This window comes from Halomonas salipaludis (genome assembly GCF_002286975.1).
GTDB classification, from domain to species: domain Bacteria; phylum Pseudomonadota; class Gammaproteobacteria; order Pseudomonadales; family Halomonadaceae; genus Franzmannia; species Franzmannia salipaludis.
Genome location: NZ_NSKB01000008.1, coordinates 107,899 through 128,921, shown reverse-complemented (window position 1 = coordinate 128,921; position 21,023 = coordinate 107,899). Strand labels below are relative to the sequence as shown.

Here is a 21,023-nt window from a genome sequence, read left to right as displayed (position 1 = left end):
CGCCTGTCAGGAGCAACAACACGCCACTCGCATCACGACACTCACGATAAGCACAACAGAGGTCACTACCATGAAACACGCCATCTCCCGCTGCCTGCTGGCCACCTGCGTGGCCGCCGCGGCGACCGCCGCCCACGCCGACACCCTGCGCATGGCGCACTTCTGGCCCTCCGGCTCGGAGGTCAATCAGGAGATCTTCGAGGCCTGGGCGGCGAGCCTCGAGGAAGCCACCAACGGCGCGGTCACGGTCGAGAACTACCCCTCCCAGACCCTGGGGCCGTCGGACCAGGCCTACCAGGGCGCGGTCAACGGCATTTCGGATATCGCCATCACCATGCAGGGCTACACCTCGGGGCGCTTCCCGCTCTCGGAGATCGTCCAGCTGCCGGGCGTCTCGTCCAGCTCCTCCCAGGGCTCCTGTGTGCTGCAGTCGCTGTATGACGAAGGCCTGATCAGCGACGAGTACGACGACGTCAAGGTGCTCTACATGTTCGCCACCGGGCCGGCCTACCTGCACACCCGCGGCGACGAACTGCAGACCCCCGACGACCTGCGCGGCCTGCGCATTCGCCGCCCCAGCGATGTCGCCGGCGAGATGCTCGAACGCCTCGGCGCCCAGCCCATGGGCATGCCGGCGCCGGACATCTACACCTCGATGCAGCGCGGCGTGATGGACGGCCTGAGCTTCCCGTGGCAGGCGATGAAGACTTTCGGCATCAACGAGCTGGCCGAGTATCACCTCGAGGTGCCCTACTACACCGGGGTGGCCATGGCGGTGATGAACCTCGACAGCTACGAGCGGCTGGCCCCCGAGGTGCAGGAGGCCATCGACGCCCACACAGGGATGGAGTGGGCGGCGCGTGCCGGCGATGTCTACGACCGCCTCGACCGCGAAGGGCGCGAGGAGGCCGTGGCCCAGGGCGGCACCATCCACAGCGTGGAGGATCCGCTTAACGACCCGGAGTGGGCCGAGGCGCTGCAGGAGGGCACCGAGGGTTACCTGACCCGCCTCGAGGAGCGCGGCATCGACAACGCCCGCGAGGTGCATGCACGAGCCCTGGAACTGAGCGAGGCGTGCCGATCTTAAGAGCTGACCCATCTTCGCCACAGCGAGGCAGATTAGACGCTCCGCAGCATTGCCGCGCCTTTGTGTGCGGGACGGCTGTGATAGCAGCAGCAGGCGGGTGATACTATAGTGGCACTATCACTCTCGTTCAGAGGTAAGCCGATGAAAGTTGAGCTTGTGACGAACCTCAAGCGCCAGGCCACGCGGATTCTGGCGGAGCTGCGCGCGTCGAAGGAGCCGATAATGATCACCGAGCATGGCCAGCCCTCCGCCTATCTTGTTGACGTGCAGTATTACGAGTTCATGCAGCGCCGGCTTGAGCTTTTGGAGGGGCTGTCACGCGGGGAGCGTGCGGTGCTCGAGGAGAGAACCTTCAGCCAAGGTGAGGCCAAGGAGAAAATGCGTAAATGGCTGAAGTGATCTGGACGGAACCAGCGCTTCAGGATCTGGACGCCATCGCCGAGTACATCGCGTTGGATAACCCTACAGCGGCAAGCCAGTTGGTCGAACGGATTTTCGCTGGCACCGAGCGCCTGGCAGATTTTCCCCAGTCCGGGCGGGCTCCTCCAGAGCTTCCCAACTCGGTGTATAGAGATGTCGTGGTGCCACCGTGTCGCGTTTTTTATCGTGAAGATGAGAGACGGATTTTTATCCTCCATGTCATGAGGGAGGAGCGGCAGCTTAGAGCCTATATGCTGGGTCCCAGTTAATCAGGCAAGGCACTCGGATGCTGATATGTCGCTGCTCGGTAGGGAGCTTAAGGCTCGGCTCGGTGGCGGGTGGCACAGGCTAGATAGCAGGCAATAAAAAACCCGCGCGATTTAAGCGTGACTGCCGGAGCAATCATAGGCTTGGCGGGTGTGTTGCAAAGGACTATAGGCGCGCCGATATCGGCGTGCAAGTCCGCCGTCGCTTGCGGCGTTACGGAGCCGATCTAGAAGTGTGCGCAATAGGTGGCGGTTCCGTTTTGGCGCCTGATCGGCGAAGGTAACGCTTTTACGCCATCGCCGGTCGTTTGCCATGCTCAATCCGCGTATCAAGCTGCGCCATCTGCAGGCCTTTCTCGAGGTCGCCAAGCGGCGCAGCTTTGCGCGTGCCGCCGAGAGCCTGGCGATCACCCAGCCGGGCATCTCCAAGGCCATCCGCGAGCTCGAGGAGAGCGTCGCCGTGCCGCTGTTCGAGCGCACCGCCAAGGGCGTGGCGCTGACCCAGGCCGGCCTCACCCTGCTGCGCCACGCAGGGCCCGCGCTGCGCGCGCTGGAGGAGGGCGTCGGCGCGGTGAGTGCCGCCCAGGGCAGCGGCGAGTGGCTGCGGGTCGGGGCGCTCTCTACGGTGGAGAGCCAGCTGCTGCCGCGGGCGATCCTGCGTTGGCAGGCCGCTCTCGAGGCGCCCGACAGCGGCGTCAAGGTGGTCACCGGGGCCAGCGCCTACCTGCTCTCGCAGCTGCGCGCCGGCGAACTCGACCTGGTGGTGGGGCGCATGACCGAGGCCCGCGAGATCCGCGACCTGACCTTCGAACACCTCTACTACGAGCCGCTGCTGCTGGTGGTGCGCGGTGGCCATCCGCTGGCCGGCATCACCCCCTTGCCCGCCGAGCGCTTGAGCGAACTGGCCTGGGTGCTGCCACCGCCGCAGACCACCCTGCGCCAGCGGGTCGACAGCTTCTGCGTGCGCCATGGCCTGGGCCTGCCCGGCCGCCGTCTAGAGACTTTGTCGCTGCCGATCAGCCGCCGCTACACCCTCGACAGCGACGCGCTGTGGGTCGCCCCGCGCGAGGCGGTGGCCGACGACATCGCTGCCGGGCTACTGGTCGAGCTGGCGCTGCCGCTGGAGGACCAGGGCGGCTCGGTGGGCTTCTGCCGTAACGCCAGCCTGCAGCCCTCGCTGGGGCTCGAGGCGTTCTGCGAGGCACTGCGCGAGGCGGCGGCTGCGTATTAGCGCTTGTGCAATGACTCACTCGATATCCACGGGACAGGCAACGCTGGCGATGATGTTGGATGCTTCCTAATTAGAACATTCCATGTGCTCTTTCAGTGGTGGTTTGCTAGGCTGTATGGTTTACGTCTACCATGAATTTATATGATTCATAAACCTTGAGAGGCCAGCATGATTGGAGAGCGAATCAAGCGTGCACGCGCGGCCGCTGGCTTATCCATGCAGGCCTTGGGGCAGCAGGTTGGCGTGAGTGCCAACATGATCAAGAAGTACGAGCATGACCAGTGCATGCCCAGCTCAGGCGTACTGATCAAGCTGTCCAAGTCACTGGGCGTACGTAGCGAATACTTCTTCCGCCCTGTACAGGTCGAACTCGGTGAGGTGGAGTATCGCAAGCGATCGACGTTGCCGGCAGGCATCCTCAAGCGTATCCATGCGGATGTGCTCGATCAGGCAGAGCGTTGGCACGAACTAACCAACCTTTGGCCGAACTTCCCGCTCGCCGACTTCAAGAAGCCAGACGACTTGCCAGAGCGGGTCGAGACATTGGACGAGGTGGACGCAGTTGCCGACGGCCTGCGGTCGAGCTGGCAGCTGGGACAGAATCCTATCCCAGACTTGGTCGATGAGCTCGAAGCCCGCGGTATCCTCGTGATCATGACGGACGTCGATGAGCAGTCCAAGTTTGATGGCCTGCAAGCACAGATAGCAGGATTGCCCGTCATCGTCGTATCGTCCAATTGGCCTGGGGACCGCCAGCGATTCACACTGGCTCATGAGCTTGGGCACCTATTGTTGCAGGGACGACTGGCTGCCACATTGGATGAAGAGCAAGCCTGTAACCGCTTTGCTGGCGCTTTTTTGTTGCCGGCCGGATCGATGCGTCAACAGCTCGGCCCATCACGCCAGCATCTTGAGCCGAAAGAGCTCTACCTGATGAAGATGGAGTACGGGCTGAGCATGAAGGCTTGTCTCTATCGTGCCAAGGATCTCGGTATCATCACGTCGGCTGAACATCGTGGGATGATGATCAAGTTCTCGAAAAACCGCTGGCACAAAGTGGAGCCAGGGAACGCTTACCCTGCGGAAGTCACCCTGACATTCCAGCAACTGGTGTATCGAGCACTCGGTGAGGGGATTGTTAGCGAATCCAAGGCCGCAGAGCTGCTGGGGATTCCCCTAATGCAGTTCCACCAGGAACGGAAGCTGGAGCAGCTGGATGCAGTTGCTCATTAGCGATACCAATATTCTGATTGACCTTGAAGAAGGCAAGCTCATGGACGAGCTATTTCGGCTTCCCTATGAGTTCGCCGTTCCCGATATTCTGTTTGCAGAAGAATTGGAAGCCCAGCATAGACACCTTCTGGATATGGGGCTGTCGCAGGGGGAGCTTACCTCGGCGACGCTCCATTATGCGGTGGCACTCATACAGCGCTGTTCCGGAGTGAGCAGAAACGACTGTTTCGCTCTGGCGCTGGCCAGGCAAGAGCAGTGCCCACTTCTGACGGGGGACCAGAGACTTCGGGCTGCTGCCGATAGGGAAGGTGTCGAAGTGATGGGGACCCTATGGATCGTTAATCAGCTCGTTTGCCATCAGATCATCACCAGGGAGGAGGCAAAGACTGCCTATGCACGGATGCGGGAAAATGGCAGACGCCTTCCTTGGCAGCTCGCCCTCAGTTCATTAGATCGCATCGATACCCATAACCCATAAGTTATGTCGGTGCCCCAAGTCGTCAATTGGCAGCCCTGCGACGACGCGCCACACTACTGGCCAACCCGCGGCATGGCCCGCGATCCACGCCAGCAGAGGGCTTTTCGCCATGCAAGACGACAACAAGCGCTACGTCGAGCGCGACCGTAACTGGCATCCGCCGGCCTATGCGCCGGGCTACAAGACCACCGTGGCACGTTCGCCCAACCAGGCGCTGGTCAGCCTGCAGCGGCCCAGCGTCTCCGAGCTAAGCGGGCCGGATTTCCGCGCCCTGCGCATGGGCCCCCACGACAATGACCTGCTGATGAACTACCGCGAGGGCCAGGATGCGCTGCCCATCGGCGAGCGCATCATCATGTTCGGGCGCGTGGTCGACCAGTACGGCAAGCCGGTGCCGCACACCCTGGTGGAGATGTGGCAGGCCAACGCCGGCGGCCGCTATCGCCACAAGAAAGACGCCTACCTGGCGCCCCTCGACCCCAGCTTCGGCGGCGTCGGCCGCTGCCTTACCGACGACGACGGCTGGTACCGCTTCCGTACCATCAAGCCCGGCCCCTATCCTTGGCCCAACGGCATCAATACCTGGCGCCCGGCGCATATCCACGTCTCGGTGATGGGCCCGTCGATCTCGACCCGCCTGATCACCCAGATGTACTTCGAGGGCGACCCGCTGATCCCGATCTGCCCCATCGTGCAGACGATCAACGACCCGGACGCCGTCGAGACCATGATCGGCCGCCTCGACATGGCGCGCAGCCGCCCCATGGACTGCCTGGCCTACCGCTTCGACCTGGTGGTACGCGGCGAGCTGCAGACCTACTTCGAAAACCAGTGACGGGAGAGACCGCCATGCAACAGCCCAATAGCGTCGGTACCCACGACCTGATGCTGCGCGAGACCGCCTCCCAGACCGCCGGCCCCTACGTGCACATCGGCCTGGCACTGGATGTCGCCGGCCTGCCCGAGCGCGATGAAGAGATCTGGAACCAGTTGGCCAAGCCCGAAGCCGACGGCGAGCATATCGAGGTGGTCGGCCAGGTGATCGACGGCAACGGTGACCTGGTGCGCGATGCGTTGATCGAGGCCTGGCAGGCCGATAGCCAGGGCCAGTATCAGCCGGCCTTCGATCTACAGAAGCCGTTCAACAGCTTCGGCCGCACCGCCACCACCGCGGTGGGCGACAGCGAGTGGACCTTGGCCACCATCAAGCCGGGGGCCATCACCCGCGGCGACGGCAAGACCATGGCGCCGCACATCAACCTGGCGATCTTCGCCCGCGGCGTGAATATCCAGCTGCAGACGCGCCTCTACTTCGAGGACGAAGCGGACGCCAATGCCGCCTGCCCGGTGCTCAGTGCCATCGAGTCGCCGGCGCGCCGCCAGACGCTGATCGCCAAACGCGAGGAGGCCGACGGTAAGGTGCGCTACCGCCTGGATATTCGCCTGCAGGGCGACGGCGAGACGGTGTTCTTCGACTTTTGAGGCGCGTCCAGCGTGCAGGATCCTACCCCCGCCATGGCGGGGGTTTGTGTCTGGATGGACCTGATCATGAGGGCGGGAGTCTCTCCCCCGGCTGGCCTGGTATCCCCGTGCAGACTCGCTTTTCGCATATGGCGAAAGCTGCTGTCTTGATAAGGCTATTTTTCCAAAAGACTCCCTTGTCTAGTCTCCAGGGAAACGACAACGGGAGATAGCTTACATGGCGGGTTCACCGAGCACCGAGACGCGCATCGTGCGGCGTGGCAATGCGCGTGCCACGCGACATCTCAAGGCCGATATCTGTGTCGTGGGCGCCGGTATCGCCGGCATGTCGGCGGCCCTGCAGGCGGCCAAGCTGGGACGCAGTGTCGTTCTGGTCGACAGCCAGCCGGCGTTGGGTGGGCAGGCGGTCAATTCGATCATTGCCACCTTTTGCGGGCTCTTCTCGAACGGCACCCATGGCTACCAGTTCACGCACGGCATCGCCGATGACATCCTGAGTTACCTCGAGGAGCAGGAGGGGGCGATTCACTATCGCAATGGCCCCAATACCACGGTGGTCTACTACGACGAGGTGGCGCTGGGACGCTGGAGCGAGAACAGTGTCCTCGAGGCCGACATCACGCCGCTACTGGGGGCCATGCTGCTCGATGCCCATGTCGAGGATGGCCGGATCGTACGTAGCGACTTCATGACCCGCTACGGGGTGGTGAGCATCGAGGCGCAGGGCTTCGTCGATGCCAGCGGCGATGCGGCGCTGACCTACCAGGCAGGGTTCGCCTGCCGTGAGCCGGCCAGACAGGGCGTCTTCGGTACCCAGATGGTGGTACTCGAACATATCGATGAGCGCCATCAGCCGACGAAGCAGGAGATCAGCCAGCGCATGAAGGAGAGAGGCGACGCCTATGGTCTGCTGCGTCGTGAGGGGCTCGGTTTCATCATCCCCGGCAGCGGTATCGCGGCGATGAACATGACCCATGTCGAGACTCCGCTGGACCCGGTTGAGGCATCGGCCAAGGCCTTGGAGGGCAAGGAGCAGGCCTCCCGGGGGGTGGAGTTCCTGCGCCAGGAGTTTCCCGAGTGCTTCGGTAAGGCGCGAATCAGATCCTTCGGCCTACCGGGGATTCGCCAGACGCGCTGGATCGTGGGGCGTCACCATCTCACCGTCGAGGAGCTGAAGAGCGGTTATCGGTTCGATGATGCCATCGGCCGAACTGCCTGGCCCATCGAACTGCACGACCATAGCGATGGCCACCACTGGATCACCTTCGATGAGGAGCATGTCCATTACATCCCCCTCGGCAGTCTGGTGCCGGAGGAGTGCCATAACCTGGTGGCCGCTGGGCGCTGCATCGATGCCGACGCGGCAGCCCTGTCGAGTGTCAGGGTGATGGGACCCTGTATCGCCATGGGTATGGCAGCAGCGCACGCCCTGGATCTGGCGGGGAGTGGCAGCGTGCACGCCATCGATACCGCGGCGATGCGCGAGCGAGTCAAGGAGAACGTCGAAAAAAGACACTATCGATGGAGCGAAGCAGACCTGGCGAATAAGGTCGCGACCTCCTGAACAGCCAGTATGGCGCGAGGCGCCGACACAACAACAACGCATGTTTCCTAATACATGGAGCGCACAGCAATGCACAAGATCCAGCTCAATGGCCTCAGGTGGGTAGCCGGTACCATGCTCGGCGCCAGCCTGGCAGTTGCCACTATCGGTCAGCAGGCGATAGCCGAAGATGACTACGAATGGCCTCGCTACTTCAATGTGATCACGCCTGCGGTGGGTACGGGCAATCACTCCCTGGCAGTGGCATGGACGACGGAACTCTCATCGCAGACACCCACGCGGGTGAGGGTGCTGCCGGCTCCCAACGGTTTTTCGCGGGCCTCCTGGTTGAATACCGATGAAGGGCGCATCGCCCTGATGCAGGCTTCCGAGTATTACGACCAGATGGATGCGGTGGATGGCTTCGCGTCGCGTGATGGAGGTCCGGCCGATACGCGTGCCATTGCCTTGGCCATGGTCACGCCATGGGGCTACATGGTACGTGGCGACTCGGACATAGAGAGCATCCACGACATAGGCCCGGGAACCCGTATTGCCTATGCAGGTAGTTCTGCCTTCCTGTTGGTGGGTATCGATGCGTTACTGGCTTATCTCGATCTCGACCATGATGAGGTGGAGCTGGTCGAGGTGGGCAGTTTCGGTGCCAATACCGCCGTGGTCACCGAAGGGCGTGCCGACGTGGCGATCACCGGGCCGGTTGCCGGGCCTAGCTACGAGGCGGAGGCCAGCCCCCACAGCATCCGCTGGTTGGAGCTGCCTGAACCGGCCGAGGACCCCGAGGCCTATGAGCGCTATCGGAATGTGAATTTGGGCTATGTGCCCATGGAAGTCAGTTCAGGTGCCGGCACCGCACATGGTTTGAACATGGACCATGCCTTCCAGATGTACCACGTGCGCGGCGACGACGATCCGGACTTCGTCTATCACCTGGTCAAGTGGATGGATGAAGCCTACGACAGCTTCAAGGGGGATTTCACGCATGCCCATATGATGAGCATGGATAACCTGAAGCTGTTCCTCGAGCACGGCGCCATGCAGCCCCTGCACGAAGGTGCCATCCGCTATCTGGAGGAAAAGGGGGGCTGGAACGAGGCTTTCCAGGAGCGTCAGGAGGCCCTGGTGGAGCTTGCCCAGTCGAGAGTGGCCAGTTATCAGGAAGCCATGGCCCTGGCCGCCGACCAAGGAATCAACGTCAGCCCCGGTAATGAGAGCTGGGTGAATTTCTGGCAGCAGTATCGCGAAGAGAATGGTATTGCGCAGCCCTACGGCGAGTTGGTTCGCGCCCTGGACTGAGGGGGCGAGCTGGCCGGAACTTAACATCACCATTACCTAAAGGGCGGACTCATGAAGCGTAAACTGCGCAGCAATTTTCCCCGCGGTTCCTATCTCTGGGCGGTGCGAAACGCCCACTGGCACGCCCTGGGCATTGCCGAGGAAGATTGCGAGAAACCCAAGATTGCCATCATCAACACCTCATCCGAACTGGCCGCCTGTTTCTCTCATCTCGACGGCGTCGCGGCCGAACTCAAGCAGGCCATTCGCGAGGCAGGGGGCGTGCCCTTCGAGGTTCGCACCACGGCCCCCAGCGACTTCATCACCGGCGCCGGCGCTCGCGGTGCCTATATCCTCGCGGCGCGGGATCTCGTCACCAATGACATCGAGGCCAGTGTCGAGGGCGCCATGCTCGATGGCATGGTCTGTCTGACCTCCTGCGACAAGACCGTGCCGGGTCAGTTGATGGCCGCCGCGCGACTCAACATTCCCAGCCTGATGGTGTCCTGCGGCTATCAGCCCAGTGGCGAATATCGGGGCCGGCATGTCGATATCGAGGATGTCTTCGTCGGGGCCATGCATGTGGTGACCGGTAACCTGGACCGTGACGAGCTCATCGGCATGAGTCGCGAGGCGGTCAAGGGGCCGGGTGTCTGCTCCGGCATGGGCACGGCGAACTCGATGCATATCGTCTGCGAGGCACTGGGCATGGCGCTGCCGGGCAGTACGCCGGTCGCTGCCAACAGTGCCAGGATGGGCGATACGGTGCGCCAGGCAGGCCAGCGCATCGTCGAGATGATCTGGGAGGATCTCAAGCCTCGCGACATCCTCACGCCTGGCAGTTTTGCCAACGCCGCGCGGGCGGTGTTGGCGGTGGGCGGCTCGATCAACTCGGTCAAGCATCTTCAGGCAGTGGCCGTGGAGGCGCACTGCGACGTCGACGTGTATGCGCTCTTCGAGCGACTGGCCGATCAGGTGCCGGTGCTCAGTGCGGTGCGCCCGGTGGGCGAACATACCATCGAGGCCTTCGATGCGGCCGGTGGCTGCCAGGCGGTGCTCAAACAGCTGGAACCGCTGTTGGATGCCGACGCGATCACGGTGACAGGGCGTTCCCTCGAGGCCGAGCTGGATGGCGTCACGGTGGCGGATGAGAGCGTGATCCGCCCGATGGCAAGGCCCGTCGCTTCGCGTCCGGCAATCGTCATACTGCGCGGCAGCCTGACGCTGGAGTCGGGGATCGTCAAGACCGGTATCGTGGAGCGCAAGGTACGTCGCTTCACCGGCCCTGCGCGCTGCTTCTCCAACTCGGACGATGCCTTGGCGGCCTTGGAACAGGGCGAGATCCGCCCCGGCGATGTGCTGGTCATGCGCGGGGCTGGGGTGTGCGGTGGGCCCGGCATGGGCGGAGGCGCTTCGCGGGTCGTCTTTGCCATCGACGGTGCCGGCCTGGGCGAGGAGGTGGCGATGCTCACCGATGGCCACCTTTCAGGGCTGGTCTGCAAGGGGCTGGTGGTGGCGGAGGTTTCTCCCGAGGGGGCCGTGGCCGGCCCTCTGGCGCTGGTGGAGGATGGCGACCGTATCGTCATCGACCTCGATACGCGGCGCTGCGACCTGGAGGTGGATGCCGATGAGCTGGAGCGGCGCCTGCAGCGCTGGCGCCCTCGCCAACCGCTGTTCGATACCGGCTGGCTGCAGCAATACCGGCGTACTGTGCAACCGTTGACGAAGGGGGCGGTGCTGGTACGCAGCGAGGGGAACGCCGTGGATTGAAGCGTCCATACCGTCGACGGCTTGTACCCGGGCCGAGCTCAGCGCAGGGCGTCAGGACGGTGCCTGGCGAGTGATCTTGCTGAGCGGGATCTGCTCCCAGGGGGGCGCCGGTTGACTGGCATTCTTGAGCCAGCTGATCACGGCTTCCACGGCCGCGTTGCCACGACGATTGCGAGGTACCAGTGCCTTCACCCACAGATCGGGCACGGGATAGTGGGAGAGTATCTCTGTCGCCAGGCCCTGCCGCAGGCTGGGCTCCGCGATGTGGCTGGCGACGATGGCGATGCCCAGGTGGTTCTCCACGGCATGCATGAGAACGTGGCTGTCGTTGACGCTGACCCGGGCCGTGACGTCCACGCTCACCGGCCCCTTGTCACCCTGGAACTGCCAGCGGTTACCAGCGGCAAGGAAGGTCAGGCAGTCGTGGTGAATCAGGTCGCTCGGATGCTTCGGCATGCCCTTCTCCTGGAGATAGGTGGGCGATGCCACGATGATCCGCGGCAGCGGGCACAGCGGGATGTCCTCGACGTTGGCATAAGAGGTCGGCAGGGCGCCGATGGCAATATCGAAGCTCTCCTCCACTGGATTCACCGAGCGGTCGATCAGCAGCAGTTCGAGCCGGATGCCGGGATAGCTGCGCTGGAAGTCGGTGAGGATATGGCCGTAGTACTGAATGGCCATGGTCGTGGGGCACTTGATGCGCAGCTTCTCTTCGATGCGATGCCGTGAACTGGTCACGTCCTGAAAGGCATCGTCGATCTCCCGGATGATGGTCATGAAGCGCGGATAGTAGCGCTCGCCGACCTCGGTCAGGTCCAGCTTGCGGGTGGTACGCGTGAAGAGGCTGACTTTGAGCTGGTGCTCCAGCTGGTCGACCCGCTTGGTGATCACCGAGGGCACGGTATCCAGGGTACGAGCGGCGGCTGAAAAGCTGCCGGCACGCACTACCGTGAGAAAGGTGCGGATGTTGGTCAGGGTATCCAAGACGACCTCCAGGTGAGGGCGGTACGGGCATGGGTGGGTTATTTTTTCGCGTTTAGCGAAAGCTCTTATCTTAAAACGACTATTTCTCCAAAAGATAGGCTTGGCTAATCTGCCTAAAACAATACAGGCCGGGCGTCGTGACACGCCGGCATGAGGAGGCACGCATCATGCAGTTGACGGATTATGAGAAAGCCATGCTGGACGGCGCCAACGGCCCCGCCAAGGCGCGGGCCATGGACCTGCTGCTGCGTTATGGCCAGGCCGTGGGGGCGGAGCGCCTGGTCGAGACGCGCAATGTGGCGGGGGCCTTCAATGCCTCGACCCCTTCGATACAGTCCATCGTCGACAAGGGTTTCGATGCCGTCTATTCAGAACTCAATCTCGACAGTGACGAGGTCGTCGAGATACCCCGCGTCGCCGTGCCGACGACCCAACTGATCACCGGCATCGACAACGACAATTGGCGCCTGCAGGGCGTCGACGAGTCGCTGGTGAAGATGCAGCGGGCGTCCGAGGCATTCCTGGGCGAGCGTGGCATCAACATGTGTGCCACCTGCACGCCCTATCAGGTGGGCAATGTACCGCTCATGGGCGAACACTGTGCCTGGATGGAGTCGTCCGCCGTCATCTACTGCAATTCCGTGCTTGGCGCGCGGACCAATGTCGAGGGCAAGGAGAGCACTGGGGCCGCGGCCCTTACCGGTCGTATTCCCTACTGGGGCTATCACTTGCCGGAGAACCGCTTCGGTACCCATGGTGTGAACGTGTCCATCGACGTCGACGACATGATGGATTGGGGGTTGCTGGGCTACTACGTCGGTGAAGTCGTCCAGGAGCACAAGCCGGTATTGAGCGGCCGCCTGCACCATCCCAACCTGATCAAGCTCAAGCACTTCGGCGCTGCAGCCGCCTCGTCAGGCGGTGTCGAGATGTATCACATCCCCGGCGTCACGCCGGAGGCGCGCACCTTGGAAGAGGCCTTCGGCTCCCATCGGCCGCAGCATGAACTGAACTTCGGCGAGGCCGAGCGGCGCGAGGCTTGGGAGAAACTGCAGAGTGCCACCGACCATCGCGTGGACTTCATCATGCTCGGCTGCCCCCACAATGCCATCGAGCAGGTCGAACTGGTGGCGCATCTGCTGCGTGGCCGCAAGATCCATCCCGATGTGGCGCTCTGGGTCCACACGCCGCGGGCCATCAAGGAGATCGCCCGGCGCGCCGGGTACCTGGAAACCATCGAGGCGGCGGGCGGCGTCATCATGAGCGATACCTGTCCGGCGATTTCTCGCCGGCTTCCCGAAGGCGTCAGGGTGATTGCCACGGACTCGGCCAAGCAGGCCCACTATCTGCCGGCCATCGCCAAGGTGCAGGGATGGTTCGGATCGGTGCGCCAGTGTGTCGATGCGGCACTGACCGGTGAGTGGAAGGGAGGGCTTTGAGATGACTGCTTTGGAGGCGCAGCAACGGGTGATTCACGGGCGCCGGGTCGTCGGTGGCAAGGCGGAGGGCGAGGCCCTGGTGACCCGGGAGACCATCTCCGGATGGGGAGGTATCAATGAGCGTGATGGCACCATCATCGAGCGACGTCATGAGCTCGTCGGCCAGTCGTTCGCCGGCAAGATCCTGGTCTTTCCCGGGGCGAAAGGCTCCTCTGGCTGGTCTGCCTTTTTCCATATGGCCCGGCTGAATGGCGTCTGCCCAAAGGCGATGATCTTCACGCGCATGACCACCAAGATGGCGTTGGGTGCGGTGGTGACGCGCGTGCCGGCGATGACCGACTGCGACCTGGATCCCATCGAGGTCATCGAGACAGGAGATTGGGTCAGCATCGACGCCGACGCCGGCACCATCACGGTTCACAAAGGCGGCGCCAGATCCTGTAGGTAACGATTCAATAATAAAGAAAAAAAGCCTCTCACACGGAGTCAACGACAATGACACAAGCAGCACGCCAGCCCGACCCCGCAAACATACCCGATGAATTCGTCGACCGTACTTACCAACGCTATCAGAGCATGCCGCTGCCGGTGCGCATCACCGTGCTGGCGATGTCCCTGGCGGGGGTCATGCTGGCCGTCGTCTATGTGTTCGGCGTCATTCCGCTGCTTGATATCACCTACTACTTCCTGTTGATGGCGATGTATCTGCCATTGGCTTACTTGTTGCTACCCGCCCACAAGCGAGAAGGCCGGGTCTCATGGCTCAGCTACTTTCCGGCCCTGGTGGTATTCGGGCTGGCGCTTTTCCTGGCCAGCCAAGGGCGCTCGATCGTCTACCAGACCTGGGTACCGGTCAGCGAGCCATGGCAGTTATGGGTGGCGGCGGCACTGTTCGTGATGATTCTCGAGGCTGCCCGGCGCTCGGGAGGCCTGATCTTCCTGTCGATCGTGGTGGCACTGGGGCTCTATCCGATATTCGCCGACCTCATGCCAGGCATGCTGTGGGGGCCACCTTCCAGCCTGGCGCGAACCATCGCCTTCAACGTCTACTCGGGCGACGCCATGCTCGGCATCGTCACGCGGGTGGTGGCCGAGACCATCATCGGCTTTCTGATCCTGGCTGCCTTGCTGGTCTCCACCGGCGCGGCCGACTTCTTCCTCAAGCTGGCGATGGCCCTGATGGGGCGTGCCCGGGGTGGGCCGGCCAAGGTCAGTGTGCTGGCCAGCGGCTTCTTCGGCAGCCTGAGCGGCTCGATCTTCGGCAACGTGGTGAGTACCGGCTCGGTGACGATTCCCAGCATGAAGCGTGCCGGTTTCCCTGGTTACTATGCCGGTGCTCTGGAGTCCTGCGCGTCCACTGGCGGGATGCTGATGCCGCCGGTCATGGGGGCATTGGCCTTCATCATGGCCGACTTCACCAACACCGAGTATGGCGTGATCGTCATCGCCGCCATCATTCCCAGCCTGCTCTATTTCTTCGGCCTCTATTGCCATGTGGACGGCTATGCGGCCAAGGCCGATCTCAAGGGCTTGCCCGAGGTAGAGCTGCCGCGTATTCGCCAGACCCTGCTGGAGGGGTGGCCCTTCCTGGTGGTGCTGGTCTTCCTGGTATGGGGGCTGGTCGTGATGCGCTGGGAGCGGCTGACGCCCTTCTATGCCTCGGGGCTGCTGATCCTGCTGACCTGCTTCAAGAAGGAGCTGATGCTTCGCCCCAGCAAGATTCCCGAGGTCCTGTTCCAGATCGGCAAGCTGCTGAGCCAGACCATGGGGCTGCTGCTACCCACCAGCTTCATCCTGGGCGGGCTGATGGCCACTGGCGTGGCGCCGGCGATTGCCTCGGAGCTGGTGCGCATGGGCGGGGGCAGTATCGTTCTGGTGCTGGCGATCGGCATCGGCGTGTGCTTGATCTTCGGCATGCTGGGCATGATCGTGGCCGCCTATCTGATGCTGGCGCTGACCCTGGCGCCGGCACTGGAGCAGATGGCAGGGCTGAATATCCTGGCCATTCACCTGTTCATCGCCTACTACGCGACCCTGGCGGCGATTACGCCTCCGGTGGCCTTGGCGGCGTTCCTGGCATCGCGAATCAGCGATTCGGATCCGTTGCAGACGAGCCTTCATGCGGCCCGGCTGGGCATCGTGCTCTACTTCATTCCCATCTTCTTCCTGTTCGAACCGGCGCTGATCTTCCAGGGCCCACTCTACCTGACGGCCATCTGGTTCGCGCTGAACGTGCTGGCCATCATCCTGATCGCAGGCGGTTCGGAGGGGCACCTGATGGGGTTCGGTCAGGTGCGCAACTGGGCCAGGCCGGTTCTGTTCATCGGTGGGTTGTTGATCGGCTTTCCCGAATTCGTCTCGACGCTGGTCGGCATGGCAGCGGTCACGCTGGTACTCGGGATGCGGCAGTTCTCGCAGGTCCGTGGGGCGTCGTTGCCTTATACCGCCGGTAACGGGGCATCCAAATGAGCGTGTCGCGCTGTGCGCTATCCCTGTACGCAGGAAAACCACCGGCCTGGAGGTCATTACCATGAGGCTCGACGTAACGCCGCTGCATCCTCACTTCGTGGGCGAAGTCACCGGGCTCGATCTTCGCCAGCCCCTCGAGCAGGCACATGTCGCCGCCATCGAGGCGGCCATCGACCGCTATGCGGTGCTGGTATTCCGGGACCAGCCGCTGACGCAAACCCAGCAACTGACCTTGGCCAAGTCCTTCGGGCCCTTGGATATGGGATTGAAGAAACTCAAGCAGAGCCAGGAGCGCCTGGAGCATGCCGAGCTTGCCGACATCTCCAATGTGGCCGACGGCAGTGGTCGGTTGGCGGAGCGCTCGGATCGCAAGGTCGTCAGCAATATCGCCAACCAGCTGTGGCATAGCGACTCCTCCTTCCAGAAGCCGTCGGCACGCTACTCGTTGCTATCGGCCGTACGGGTGCCCGCAGAGGGAGGAGAAACCGAGTTTGCCGACCTGAGGGCCGCTTGCGATGCCTTGCCGGAGTCCGTCAGGCAGGAAATCGGCGGGCTCCAGGCGCAGCATTACGCCTTGCATTCACGCTTCATGCTTGGCGACACCGACTATACCGACGCCCAGAAGCAAGCGATTCCGCCGGCTTACTGGCCGTTGGTGAGAACCCATCCGGGCTCCGGCCGCCAGGTGCTCTTCATCTCCGTTCATGCCTGCGCCATCGAAGGCTGGACGTTACCGGAAGGGCGCATGCTGCTGATCGACCTGCTCGAGCATGCCACGCAGCCGGCGTTCGTTTATCGCCATCGTTGGCGGCCCAACGATCTGGTGATCTGGGATAACCGCTGTACGCTGCACCGTGGACGGCGCTTCGACTTCAGCCAACCCAGGGAACTACGCCGGGCCACGACCCTGGATATATGAACGTCTGCAGCGCTCCTGTCCTGTAGCGCGCCAGCAATATGCTGCCGATTTGTGATAACGCGGGTGATTTTTCCTGTGCAAGGATAAATCAAGCCATCGTGACTGGTGGTCACCCAACAACAAATCGGACTTCGACATGACCTGCAACACTAGTATCGATTTCATCTACCTCTCCGAACCGGACATGGTCCGTGCGGGCGTCACCGACATGCCGGCCTGCGTGGACACCATGGAGGAGATGTTCGGGCTGCTCCATCAAGGCGACTACCGCATGGCGGGCCCCAACAACGATTCCCACGGGGCCATGATCATGTTCCCCGAGGACTCCCCCTTCCCCAACATGCCCAAGCCCACCGCCGACCGCCGCATGATGGCGATGCCTGCCTACCTCGGCGGCAACTTCTGCACGGCAGGTGTGAAGTGGTACGGCTCCAATATCGAGAACCGGGAAAAGGGCCTGCCGCGCTCCATTCTGATGTTCACGCTCAGCGATGCCGATACGGCCGCGCCCTTGGCCTACATGTCGGCCAACCTGCTCTCGGCCTACCGCACCGGCGCGGTGCCGGGCGTCGGCGCACGCCATCTGGCGCGCAAGGATTCGAAGGTGGTGGGCATCTACGGGCCCGGCGTGATGGCGCGCACCTCGCTGGCCGCCTTCATCGCCGCCTGTCCACAGATCGATACCGTGAAGGTCAAGGGGCGCAGCACTAAGAGCCTCGAACTCTTCGTCGGCTGGGTCCGCGAGCACTACCCGCAGGTCACCACCATCGAGGTGGTCGACGACATCGAGGCGGTGGTGCGTGGCGCCGACATCGTGAGCTACTGCGCCTCGGGAGAGGTGGGCAACCCCGACGATTATCCGTTGGTCAAGCGCGAGTGGGTCAGCCCGGGTACCTTCCTGGCCATGCCGGCGCCGTGCAACTTCGATGCCGGCATGGCAGCGCCGGACGTGCGCAAGGTGCTCGACAATATCGGGCTGTACGAGGCCTGGTACGAAGAAGTCCCCAAGCCCGCCCACCACTGCATTCCGCTGGTCGGCTTGAAGTTCATGGACATGATCGAGGAGGGCAGCTTGTCCGCAGGGGAGCTCGAGGACCTGGGCGCGATCGTGGCCGGCAGCACCCCGGGACGCCAAAACGACGACGAGATCGTCCTGATGTCGGTGGGCGGCATGCCGGTCGAGGACGTGGCCTGGGCCACCGTGGTCTACCGCAAGGCGATCGAGCAAGGGATTGGCGTCAAGCTCAACCTGTGGGACGAGCCGCTGCTGCGCTGAAGGCCACTGCACGCTTGCCGGCCCGCCTCGCAAGGCGGCGCCGGCTCCCTCTCTTATTTCCAACAGGACCACACCATGACCAAGATCGTCAAAGTCAAGACAGGCTCCAAGTTCGAGCAACATGGCAGCTACTCCCGCCTGGTGGCCGTCGACAACTGGATCCTCGTGTCCAATACCGCCGGTCGCAACCCCGACACCAAGCAAATTCCCGACGACGTGAGCGAGCAGTTGCGGCAGGTCTTTGCCAACCTCGAAAGTGCGCTCGGCACGGTGGGCAGCGGCCTCTCCGACATCGTGTCGGCCAGGATCTTCATCCAGAACCCGGCCGATACCGAAACCGTCATGACCCTGTTCGGCGAGACGATGCGCGGGGTAGACCCGGCCATTACCGTGACCTGCCCGCCGCTGGGCTCCGAGATCTACAAGGTCGAGCTGGAAGTGACCGCCTATCGCGGTGCCGGCAGCGCCGAGGTGGAGCGGATCGACACCTCTGCCGGGTAAGTGGCTCGCTCGCCCTTGTTTCGTCGCCCCCGATTTCTAGAGGACTTTCCTGCCATGGCACCGACAATAGCGTCTGTTCATACCTCCAGCGACTTCCCTGCAGCGACCAGCGTGGTGATCATCGGCGGCGGGATCATCGGTCTCACCGCGGCCCTGGCACTGTCGGAGCGGGGCATTCCGGTGGTCGTGCTGGAGAAGGGGCGCGTCGCCGGCGAGCAGTCCTCTCGCAACCTGGGCTGGATACGTAAGACCAGCCGCCACGCAGCGGACGTGCCCATGGCGCTGGCGGCGGACCGGCTCTGGGCCGGCATGGCCGAGCGCGTGGGTGGCGATGTCGGTTATCGCCAGTCGGGCATCATGTTTCTGGCCCGCACCGCCGAGCAGTTGGCCGTGCACGAGGCCTGGCTCAAATCGGTGGAATCCCTGTCGCTGGACTCGCAGCTGCTCAGCCCCCGGCAAATCGACAGCCGGGTGCCCGGCGGCAAGGGTGAATGGGCCGGTGGTATCTATACCGCCTCCGATGGGCGGGCCGAGCCCACCCTGGCCTCCAGCGCCATCGCCAGGGTCGCCATGGCCAAGGGGGCGGTGATCGTCGAGCACTGCGCGGTGCGCACCCTGTCGATGACGGGTGGCAAGGTAAGCGGCGTGGTGACCGAGAGAGGCGAGATTCGCTGTGATCAGGTACTGCTGGCCGGTGGCATGTGGTCGCGGCGTTTCCTTGGCAATCTTGGCGTTTCGCTGCCGACGCTGCCGCTGATCTGCTCGGTGCTGCGCACCGCGACGATGGAGGGGCCGACGGAGATCGCCGTGGGGGCGCCCGACTTCTCCTTCCGCAAGCATAGGGATGGCGGCTTCATCGTCACCCAGCGCGGCGCCCTCGATGCGCCCTTGACGCTCGATCACCTGCTGATCGGGTCACGTTATCTGGGCGCGCTGCGTGGCCAGCGGCAGCTGTTGCGGATTTCGCTCGGCAAACACTTCGTGAATGACCTGTCGCTGCCCAGGCGCTGGGGGGCAGACAAGCGCTCACCCTTCGAGCGCGTGCGCACCATGGACCCGCCGGCCAACGCCAGGATCAACGACGAGGCGCGGCGCAATCTCGCCGCCGCCTGGCCGGTCTTCGAGGGGGCCAGGGTGGAAGCTGCCTGGGCCGGCATGATCGATATCACGCCGGACTCGAACCCCGTCATCGGCGCGGTTCCCGGCGTGCCGGGGCTGACCATCGCCTCCGGCTTCTCCGGGCACGGCTTCGGCACCTCACCGGCGGCCGGGCAGTTGGCCGCCGACCTGCTGTCCGGCGAGGTGCCGCTCATCGACCCGGCTCCCTACCGTTTCGAGCGCTTTCTCTGACGTCAGGGTGCACTATTGCTTGCAACTGGCCGCTAGGGCGTCCAAGCGTTCGCGCTGGAAGGCCTGTAGGTCGGCATTGGGTTGTTGCAGGCGCAGGAACTCGAGCATCGGATCCGTCACATCGGTATGCACGCCGCTGAGCTCCTCCACCACCGCATGGCCGCAGAAGGGAACGTAGGCCTCGGAGTAGCCGCCCTCGTGGACCATCACCAGGCGCCCGCCGCAGAGTCGCTCAGCGGCCTGGCGCAGCGTGCGTGTCATCTCCCGATAGGACTCGCTGGTCAGTAGCATCCGCGCCAGGGGATCGAAGCCATTGGCGTCAAAGCCGCAGGCGACGATGATCAGCTCCGGGGCGAAACGCTCCAGTGCCGGTATCACGAGTCGTTGCAGGGCATGCTGGTAGGCGTCCTCGCCGCCGCCGGGCAGCAGCGGAATATTGAGGTTGTAGCCGAGGCCTGTGCTGCTGCCGCGATCCTCGGCCCCGCTGTAGCCTGGTGGGAAGCAGCCCTCCTGGTGCAGCGAGATCGTTAGCACGTCATCACGCTCGTAGTAGACGTGCTGGGTGCCGTTGCCATGGTGGACGTCCCAGTCGAGCACCGCGACACGGGTAAGGCCCGAGCGGGTTTTGGCAGTCTCGATGGCGATGGGAATATTGGCCAGCATGCAGAAGCCCATGGCGTGATCCGGCAGGCAGTGGTGGCCAGGGGGGCGCGACAGTGCATAGGCGTTGTCCGCCTCGCCGCGCAGCACCGTGGCCACGGCCTCGATCGCCAGTCCCGCGGAAACCCGTGCCATCTCGTAGCTGCCCGGCCCGATAGGGGCGTGGTCGCCCAGTTCGCCGCCGCCGGCAGCGCTCAGCGTCTTGAAGCGTGCCAGGTACTCAGCGGGATGAATACGCAGCAGGTCCTCCTCGCTGGCCATGGGGGCCGAGCGAAGGTCCAAGGACTGGGTCAACCCCGAGACATCCATCAGCGACTTGAAGCGTCGCTTGGACTCCGGCGACTCGGCCAGCCCCCCGGCGGCAGGGGGTTGCACCCAACCGCCTACCGGCATGACCAGGGCGTGCTGGCCGGCGCTGTGCCATAGGCAGTGTTCATCGAAGAAGAAGGCGGTACGGCGGGTCATGAGGTCACTCCTTGGGTGGGGGCGCCCCGCAATGTCGTCGAGGCGCTACTGGAAATCAGGATCAGGGCCAGGGCGGCGAAGGCGACGATCATGCGGCGCGACGGGGCGCCTTTGGTAGCCGATGTCTCGAGAGTCATGGGAGATCTCCGGTTGTCGT

21 protein-coding genes are annotated in these 21,023 nt (G+C 63.5%); 18 read left to right on the top strand and 3 right to left on the bottom strand.

Annotated features, from left to right (window positions below):
- Nucleotides 1–70 precede the first annotated feature (70 nt).
- The 11 genes from CK498_RS20105 (at nt 71) to ilvD (ending at nt 10,803) form a co-directional block, all read left to right on the top strand.
- On the top strand, nt 71–1,087 hold the full coding sequence (locus CK498_RS20105; protein ID WP_095622653.1) for a TRAP transporter substrate-binding protein: 1,017 nt from the start codon (nt 71–73) through the stop codon (nt 1,085–1,087).
- Nucleotides 1,088–1,228: 141 nt separating this feature from the next.
- Nucleotides 1,229–1,486: a type II toxin-antitoxin system Phd/YefM family antitoxin gene (locus tag CK498_RS20100; protein ID WP_095622652.1), complete on the top strand. Its 258-nt coding sequence runs from the start codon at nt 1,229–1,231 to the stop codon at nt 1,484–1,486.
- On the top strand, nt 1,474–1,776 hold the full coding sequence (locus tag CK498_RS20095; RefSeq protein ID WP_095622651.1) for a type II toxin-antitoxin system RelE/ParE family toxin: 303 nt from the start codon (nt 1,474–1,476) through the stop codon (nt 1,774–1,776). Before CK498_RS20100 ends, CK498_RS20095 begins: the two co-directional genes overlap by 13 nt.
- Nucleotides 1,777–2,086: 310 nt before the next feature.
- The gene (gene pcaQ, locus CK498_RS20090) at nt 2,087–3,004 is read left to right on the top strand and encodes a pca operon transcription factor PcaQ (protein ID WP_095622650.1); all 918 of its coding nucleotides are present in this window, start codon (nt 2,087–2,089) and stop codon (nt 3,002–3,004) included.
- 168 nt (nt 3,005–3,172) lie between these two features.
- Entirely contained in the window at nt 3,173–4,237 is a 1,065-nt protein-coding gene (locus CK498_RS20085) for an XRE family transcriptional regulator (RefSeq protein ID WP_095622649.1), read from the top strand.
- The gene (locus tag CK498_RS20080) at nt 4,221–4,715 is read left to right on the top strand and encodes a PIN domain-containing protein (RefSeq protein WP_095622648.1); all 495 of its coding nucleotides are present in this window, start codon (nt 4,221–4,223) and stop codon (nt 4,713–4,715) included. The genes CK498_RS20085 and CK498_RS20080 overlap by 17 nt, the downstream gene beginning before the upstream one ends.
- A gap of 109 nt (nt 4,716–4,824) precedes the next feature.
- On the top strand, nt 4,825–5,550 hold the full coding sequence (pcaH, locus tag CK498_RS20075) for a protocatechuate 3,4-dioxygenase subunit beta (RefSeq protein ID WP_095622647.1): 726 nt from the start codon (nt 4,825–4,827) through the stop codon (nt 5,548–5,550).
- Between the two features lie 14 nt (nt 5,551–5,564).
- Nucleotides 5,565–6,197 carry a protocatechuate 3,4-dioxygenase subunit alpha gene (pcaG, locus tag CK498_RS20070; protein ID WP_095622646.1) on the top strand — a complete coding sequence of 211 codons (633 nt, stop codon included), beginning with the start codon at nt 5,565–5,567 and terminating at the stop codon, nt 6,195–6,197.
- Between the two features lie 217 nt (nt 6,198–6,414).
- Complete coding sequence (locus tag CK498_RS20065; protein WP_095622645.1) at nt 6,415–7,761, top strand: FAD-dependent oxidoreductase; 1,347 nt, start codon at nt 6,415–6,417, stop codon at nt 7,759–7,761.
- 69 nt (nt 7,762–7,830) lie between these two features.
- On the top strand, nt 7,831–9,054 hold the full coding sequence (locus CK498_RS20060) for a TAXI family TRAP transporter solute-binding subunit (RefSeq protein ID WP_176475852.1): 1,224 nt from the start codon (nt 7,831–7,833) through the stop codon (nt 9,052–9,054).
- A 51-nt stretch (nt 9,055–9,105) separates the two neighbouring features.
- Nucleotides 9,106–10,803 (top strand): dihydroxy-acid dehydratase, encoded by a 1,698-nt coding sequence (ilvD, locus tag CK498_RS20055; RefSeq protein ID WP_095622643.1) that lies wholly within the window; start codon nt 9,106–9,108, stop codon nt 10,801–10,803.
- A 51-nt stretch (nt 10,804–10,854) separates the two neighbouring features.
- On the opposite strand, the gene CK498_RS20050 is transcribed toward ilvD, so the two are convergent.
- Nucleotides 10,855–11,787, bottom strand: coding sequence for a LysR family transcriptional regulator (locus CK498_RS20050; RefSeq protein WP_095622642.1), 933 nt, complete (start codon nt 11,785–11,787; stop codon nt 10,855–10,857).
- 167 nt (nt 11,788–11,954) lie between these two features.
- Between CK498_RS20050 and CK498_RS20045 the strand changes: the two genes are divergently transcribed.
- The 7 genes from CK498_RS20045 to CK498_RS20015 all read left to right on the top strand — a co-directional run bounded on the left by CK498_RS20045 (nt 11,955) and on the right by CK498_RS20015 (nt 19,741).
- Nucleotides 11,955–13,226 carry an aconitase X gene (locus CK498_RS20045; RefSeq protein ID WP_095622641.1) on the top strand — a complete coding sequence of 424 codons (1,272 nt, stop codon included), beginning with the start codon at nt 11,955–11,957 and terminating at the stop codon, nt 13,224–13,226.
- Nucleotide 13,227: 1 nt separating this feature from the next.
- Nucleotides 13,228–13,674, top strand: coding sequence for an aconitase X swivel domain-containing protein (locus CK498_RS20040; protein ID WP_095622640.1), 447 nt, complete (start codon nt 13,228–13,230; stop codon nt 13,672–13,674).
- Between the two features lie 47 nt (nt 13,675–13,721).
- Complete coding sequence (locus tag CK498_RS20035; protein WP_095622639.1) at nt 13,722–15,695, top strand: TRAP transporter permease; 1,974 nt, start codon at nt 13,722–13,724, stop codon at nt 15,693–15,695.
- A 61-nt stretch (nt 15,696–15,756) separates the two neighbouring features.
- Entirely contained in the window at nt 15,757–16,614 is an 858-nt protein-coding gene (locus CK498_RS20030; RefSeq protein ID WP_095622638.1) for a TauD/TfdA dioxygenase family protein, read from the top strand.
- A gap of 136 nt (nt 16,615–16,750) precedes the next feature.
- Nucleotides 16,751–17,890 carry a tyramine oxidase subunit B gene (locus tag CK498_RS20025; RefSeq protein ID WP_095622637.1) on the top strand — a complete coding sequence of 380 codons (1,140 nt, stop codon included), beginning with the start codon at nt 16,751–16,753 and terminating at the stop codon, nt 17,888–17,890.
- A 75-nt stretch (nt 17,891–17,965) separates the two neighbouring features.
- Complete coding sequence (locus tag CK498_RS20020; protein WP_095622636.1) at nt 17,966–18,391, top strand: Rid family hydrolase; 426 nt, start codon at nt 17,966–17,968, stop codon at nt 18,389–18,391.
- Nucleotides 18,392–18,445: 54 nt separating this feature from the next.
- On the top strand, nt 18,446–19,741 hold the full coding sequence (locus CK498_RS20015) for an NAD(P)/FAD-dependent oxidoreductase (RefSeq protein ID WP_095622635.1): 1,296 nt from the start codon (nt 18,446–18,448) through the stop codon (nt 19,739–19,741).
- A gap of 12 nt (nt 19,742–19,753) precedes the next feature.
- Here CK498_RS20015 and CK498_RS20010 read toward each other — a convergent pair whose 3' ends face one another.
- Together CK498_RS20010 and CK498_RS26230 are read right to left on the bottom strand one after the other, a co-directional pair.
- Nucleotides 19,754–20,866: a class II histone deacetylase gene (locus tag CK498_RS20010; RefSeq protein ID WP_095622634.1), complete on the bottom strand. Its 1,113-nt coding sequence runs from the start codon at nt 20,864–20,866 to the stop codon at nt 19,754–19,756.
- A complete protein-coding gene (locus CK498_RS26230) occupies nt 20,863–21,003 on the bottom strand; it encodes a hypothetical protein (RefSeq protein WP_176475851.1) in 141 nt (46 codons plus the stop codon). The genes CK498_RS20010 and CK498_RS26230 overlap by 4 nt, the downstream gene beginning before the upstream one ends.
- Nucleotides 21,004–21,023 lie beyond the last annotated feature (20 nt).